Genomic DNA, 4,291 nt, shown 5'->3' on the forward strand with positions numbered 1-4,291 from the left:
CCCTTCCTTCTCAAAATTTTGACTTGAAGCTAATTTTGGCGGATTCGCTGCGTGGTGAATTTCAGGAGTTTGTCGACAAGTCTGCCGATGAGCTACATCGAGCCGTTGAGCAAAAAATTATCGGACTTGGTTTCGAGTGCAACAGGGAGTTTCGAGTACAGGAACGGGGTGATTGTCGTTCTGGCAGAGTTGATTTGCTGGTGAGTGACAAGCACGGCAACCAATGTGGCATTGAAATCGACGCAAGCTCTCCCAGAGAAAAATCTTTCGCTAAACTAGCCTGTCTGAAATCAGGGATAATCTTACTGCGGAAATCTTCCACAGCAGAAGACTATCTGCAAGATGGTGTTTTGGTAGTTGCGGGAGGTATTTCGCTACCCAAAACTAAGATCATCACGAAAAAATCTGAACTGAATTTGTCCCTGTTTGAGCAGAAACCCAGTGAATCAGTTTGGGATGATTATCTTCAACACCGCAAAAACAAAAAAGCGCCACTGACACAAACCGCCCTGAACCGACTGGCGACAGCAGTCAACGAAGCCAATGAACTAGGATATTCCACCGATAACGTGCTGGCTGAATGCATGCTTAGAAACTGGCAAGGCTTTGAGGTTTCGTGGATTGAGCAAAAAAAATATCAGCGAAATAGTCTCATCAACGAGATCACAACACGCCCAAGTAATCCCGAAGGTTTTGTGGTGATTAACGGTTAATCTGTTTTTTGCGAAAAAACTATGAATATTATTCAACGATTGCAAAAAATCATGCCGCCCAATATCAAGCCAATTGCCTGTAGCTGGGAAGAACATTTGGCAAGAATGCAAAAAATATCCGAAGAAGCCAGTTTGCAAGACGCTATTTTTCGCAAGCAACGCCGGATAGAAAACTTGTTTGGGCGCTCGGGTATCGCCCCGTTGCATGCACATTGCCGATTTGAAAATTATCGCGTTTTCAACGCCGGTCAGAAAAATGCGTTGAACCAATCCGTCGCCTTTGCAAAGAATTTTGGAGTGGGATTTGGCGGATTTGTTTTTAGCGGTGGATGCGGAACAGGCAAAAATCATCTTGCAGCAGCGATAGGGCATTATCTCATGAGCAAAGGGCGATCCGTATTGTGTATTACCATTGCGGATTTGATGATGCGTTTTCGAGCAACCTACGAAAAAAATACGACATTGACAGAACAACAATTGCTAGATGAACTTTGCAAAGTTGATTTGTTGATCTTGGACGAAATCGGTATTCAGTATCAGCATAGCGAGAATACGAAGATTATTGTAAATCAGATGGTTGATAAGCGGACTTCACACAAAAAACCGCTTGGCATGCTCACGAACTTGAACAGTGAACAAATTCGGCAATTTTTGGGCGATAGAGTCATCGATAGAATGATGATGAGCAATGGGCTTTGGTTAAATTTCAATTGGTCAAGCTACCGCCGTAAAATTCAATAACGAAAAAAAGTTTTAAATCACTGAGTTTCACTACTCAAATCCAATCAATTCAAAGCAATGGAACCCTCAACAACGAGGGTATATGCGCATGTCTGAAAAATACTCAACACCTGCCGCCTATCTGTGGGGCATCATGACCACCCTCGGGGGAGTCATGACAACGATTTTTGATTTTTTTACCCTTGAGCAGTGGGTAGCTGTGATGGGTATTGTCTGCACGATAGGGACATTTTTTATCAACGTGTACTACCGCAAAAAGGAGTACAGACTCAAGGAACGTCAGTATGAAGATACCGAAAAAAATATTGATGGCAACGGGCGGTAGTGCGTTGTTTTTAGCCTCAACGATGATAACGCATTTTGAAGGATTAAAATTTAAACCTTACTTCGATGGAGGTGGTGTACTCTCTGTTTGTTATGGTCATACAGGCAAGGATATTGTGCGTAACCGGATGTACACGCAAGAAGACTGCGATAAGTGGCTTAATGACGATTTAAAAGCCGTTAAACGTTATGTTGACCCGTTGATTAAGGTCAATATCAACACGCTAACACAGGCAGCCCTTTACTCATTTGCTTATAACGTGGGCGTGGGTAATTAGCCTTGTCCAAGACTGTCGCCTTTCACATAAACCCACCGCTTCATCTCATCACATGCCCCTTTTCGGTCATTGTTGTTGAGCTTTTTGAGCAAGGTCGATTTGGCAAAATTACCCACGCCCACGTTATAAGCAAATGAGTAAAGGGCTGCCTGTGTTAGCGTGTTGATATTGACCTTAATCAACGGGTCAACATAACGTTTAACGGCTTTTAAATCGTCATTAAGCCACTTATCGCAGTCTTCTTGCGTGTACATCCGGTTACGCACAATATCCTTGCCTGTATGACCATAACAAACAGAGAGTACACCACCTCCATCGAAGTAAGGTTTAAATTTTAATCCTTCAAAATGCGTTATCATCGTTGAGGCTAAAAACAACGCACTACCGCCCGTTGCCATCAATATTTTTTTCGGTATCTTCATACTGACGTTCCTTGAGTCTGTACTCCTTTTTGCGGTAGTACACGTTGATAAAAAATGTCCCTATCGTGCAGACAATACCCATCACAGCTACCCACTGCTCAAGGGTAAAAAAATCAAAAATCGTTGTCATGACTCCCCCGAGGGTGGTCATGATGCCCCACAGATAGGCGGCAGGTGTTGAGTATTTTTCAGACATGCGCATATACCCTCGTTGTTGAGGGTTCCATTGCTTTGAATTGATTGGATTTGAGTAGTGAAACTCAGTGATTTAAAACTTTTTTTCGTTATTGAATTTTACGGCGGTAGCTTGACCAATTGAAATTTAACCAAAGCCCATTGCTCATCATCATTCTATCGATGACTCTATCGCCCAAAAATTGCCGAATTTGTTCACTGTTCAAGTTCGTGAGCATGCCAAGCGGTTTTTTGTGTGAAGTCCGCTTATCAACCATCTGATTTACAATAATCTTCGTATTCTCGCTATGCTGATACTGAATACCGATTTCGTCCAAGATCAACAAATCAACTTTGCAAAGTTCATCTAGCAATTGTTGTTCTGTCAATGTCGTATTTTTTTCGTAGGTTGCTCGAAAACGCATCATCAAATCCGCAATGGTAATACACAATACGGATCGCCCTTTGCTCATGAGATAATGCCCTATCGCTGCTGCAAGATGATTTTTGCCTGTTCCGCATCCACCGCTAAAAACAAATCCGCCAAATCCCACTCCAAAATTCTTTGCAAAGGCGACGGATTGGTTCAACGCATTTTTCTGACCGGCGTTGAAAACGCGATAATTTTCAAATCGGCAATGTGCATGCAACGGGGCGATACCCGAGCGCCCAAACAAGTTTTCTATCCGGCGTTGCTTGCGAAAAATAGCGTCTTGCAAACTGGCTTCTTCGGATATTTTTTGCATTCTTGCCAAATGTTCTTCCCAGCTACAGGCAATTGGCTTGATATTGGGCGGCATGATTTTTTGCAATCGTTGAATAATATTCATAGTTTTTTCGCAAAAAACAGATTAACCGTTAATCACCACAAAACCTTCGGGATTACTTGGGCGTGTTGTGATCTCGTTGATGAGACTATTTCGCTGATATTTTTTTTGCTCAATCCACGAAACCTCAAAGCCTTGCCAGTTTCTAAGCATGCATTCAGCCAGCACGTTATCGGTGGAATATCCTAGTTCATTGGCTTCGTTGACTGCTGTCGCCAGTCGGTTCAGGGCGGTTTGTGTCAGTGGCGCTTTTTTGTTTTTGCGGTGTTGAAGATAATCATCCCAAACTGATTCACTGGGTTTCTGCTCAAACAGGGACAAATTCAGTTCAGATTTTTTCGTGATGATCTTAGTTTTGGGTAGCGAAATACCTCCCGCAACTACCAAAACACCATCTTGCAGATAGTCTTCTGCTGTGGAAGATTTCCGCAGTAAGATTATCCCTGATTTCAGACAGGCTAGTTTAGCGAAAGATTTTTCTCTGGGAGAGCTTGCGTCGATTTCAATGCCACATTGGTTGCCGTGCTTGTCACTCACCAGCAAATCAACTCTGCCAGAACGACAATCACCCCGTTCCTGTACTCGAAACTCCCTGTTGCACTCGAAACCAAGTCCGATAATTTTTTGCTCAACGGCTCGATGTAGCTCATCGGCAGACTTGTCGACAAACTCCTGAAATTCACCACGCAGCGAATCCGCCAAAATTAGCTTCAAGTCAAAATTTTGAGAAGGAAGGGTTAGGGATGGTTTATATATTTCTGTAATCTTTGTAGTAATCTCTTGATCAAACGAACTCGATAATGTCGATTCCC

The 4,291-nt window shown here is 42.9% G+C and carries 6 protein-coding genes and 2 pseudogenes; 4 read left to right on the top strand and 4 right to left on the bottom strand.

Translation table 11 applies throughout. The annotated features are described in order from the left end of the window. From AYJ55_RS31290 to AYJ55_RS22505, 4 genes and pseudogenes are all read left to right on the top strand, one after another. Positions 1-713 (top strand): annotated as a pseudogene (locus AYJ55_RS31290) (hypothetical protein); the annotation flags it as partial. A gap of 105 nt (positions 714-818) precedes the next feature. Then, on the top strand, positions 819-1,454 hold the full coding sequence (locus AYJ55_RS22495) for an ATP-binding protein (RefSeq protein WP_162505763.1): 636 nt from the start codon (positions 819-821) through the stop codon (positions 1,452-1,454). 88 nt (positions 1,455-1,542) lie between these two features. After that, positions 1,543-1,779, top strand: a complete 237-nt coding sequence (locus AYJ55_RS22500; protein ID WP_245677456.1) for a phage holin family protein — start codon at positions 1,543-1,545, stop codon at positions 1,777-1,779. Beyond that, positions 1,739-2,056: a lysozyme gene (locus AYJ55_RS22505; RefSeq protein ID WP_162505833.1), complete on the top strand. Its 318-nt coding sequence runs from the start codon at positions 1,739-1,741 to the stop codon at positions 2,054-2,056. The genes AYJ55_RS22500 and AYJ55_RS22505 overlap by 41 nt, the downstream gene beginning before the upstream one ends. On the opposite strand, the gene AYJ55_RS22510 is transcribed toward AYJ55_RS22505, so the two are convergent. From AYJ55_RS22510 to AYJ55_RS31295, 4 genes and pseudogenes are all read right to left on the bottom strand, one after another. Beyond that, positions 2,053-2,478, bottom strand: a complete 426-nt coding sequence (locus AYJ55_RS22510) for a lysozyme (protein WP_074168207.1) — start codon at positions 2,476-2,478, stop codon at positions 2,053-2,055. The two genes, AYJ55_RS22505 and AYJ55_RS22510, sit on opposite strands and share 4 nt — an antisense overlap. Then, on the bottom strand, positions 2,438-2,674 hold the full coding sequence (locus tag AYJ55_RS22515) for a phage holin family protein (RefSeq protein WP_245677456.1): 237 nt from the start codon (positions 2,672-2,674) through the stop codon (positions 2,438-2,440). The genes AYJ55_RS22510 and AYJ55_RS22515 overlap by 41 nt, the downstream gene beginning before the upstream one ends. Before the next feature lie 88 nt (positions 2,675-2,762). Further along, positions 2,763-3,398, bottom strand: a complete 636-nt coding sequence (locus tag AYJ55_RS22520) for an ATP-binding protein (protein WP_162505763.1) — start codon at positions 3,396-3,398, stop codon at positions 2,763-2,765. Positions 3,399-3,503: 105 nt separating this feature from the next. Then, positions 3,504-4,291: pseudogene (locus AYJ55_RS31295) on the bottom strand (hypothetical protein); the annotation flags it as partial.

This window comes from Candidatus Arsenophonus triatominarum, from assembly GCF_001640365.1.
In the GTDB taxonomy this organism is placed as follows: Bacteria; Pseudomonadota; Gammaproteobacteria; order Enterobacterales; family Enterobacteriaceae; genus Arsenophonus; species Arsenophonus triatominarum.

What these genes read in the sequence shown, in the direction of transcription:
- AYJ55_RS22500 (WP_245677456.1), top strand. Translation starts at nt 1,543, where the DNA reads ATGTCTGAAAAATACTCAACACCTGCCGCCTATCTGTGGGGCATCATG.
- AYJ55_RS22515 (WP_245677456.1), bottom strand. Translation starts at nt 2,674, where the DNA reads ATGTCTGAAAAATACTCAACACCTGCCGCCTATCTGTGGGGCATCATG.
- AYJ55_RS22495 (WP_162505763.1), top strand. Translation starts at nt 819, where the DNA reads ATGCAAAAAATATCCGAAGAAGCCAGTTTGCAAGACGCTATTTTTCGC.
- AYJ55_RS22520 (WP_162505763.1), bottom strand. Translation starts at nt 3,398, where the DNA reads ATGCAAAAAATATCCGAAGAAGCCAGTTTGCAAGACGCTATTTTTCGC.
- AYJ55_RS22505 (WP_162505833.1), top strand. Translation starts at nt 1,739, where the DNA reads ATGAAGATACCGAAAAAAATATTGATGGCAACGGGCGGTAGTGCGTTG.
- AYJ55_RS22510 (WP_074168207.1), bottom strand. Translation starts at nt 2,478, where the DNA reads ATGAAGATACCGAAAAAAATATTGATGGCAACGGGCGGTAGTGCGTTG.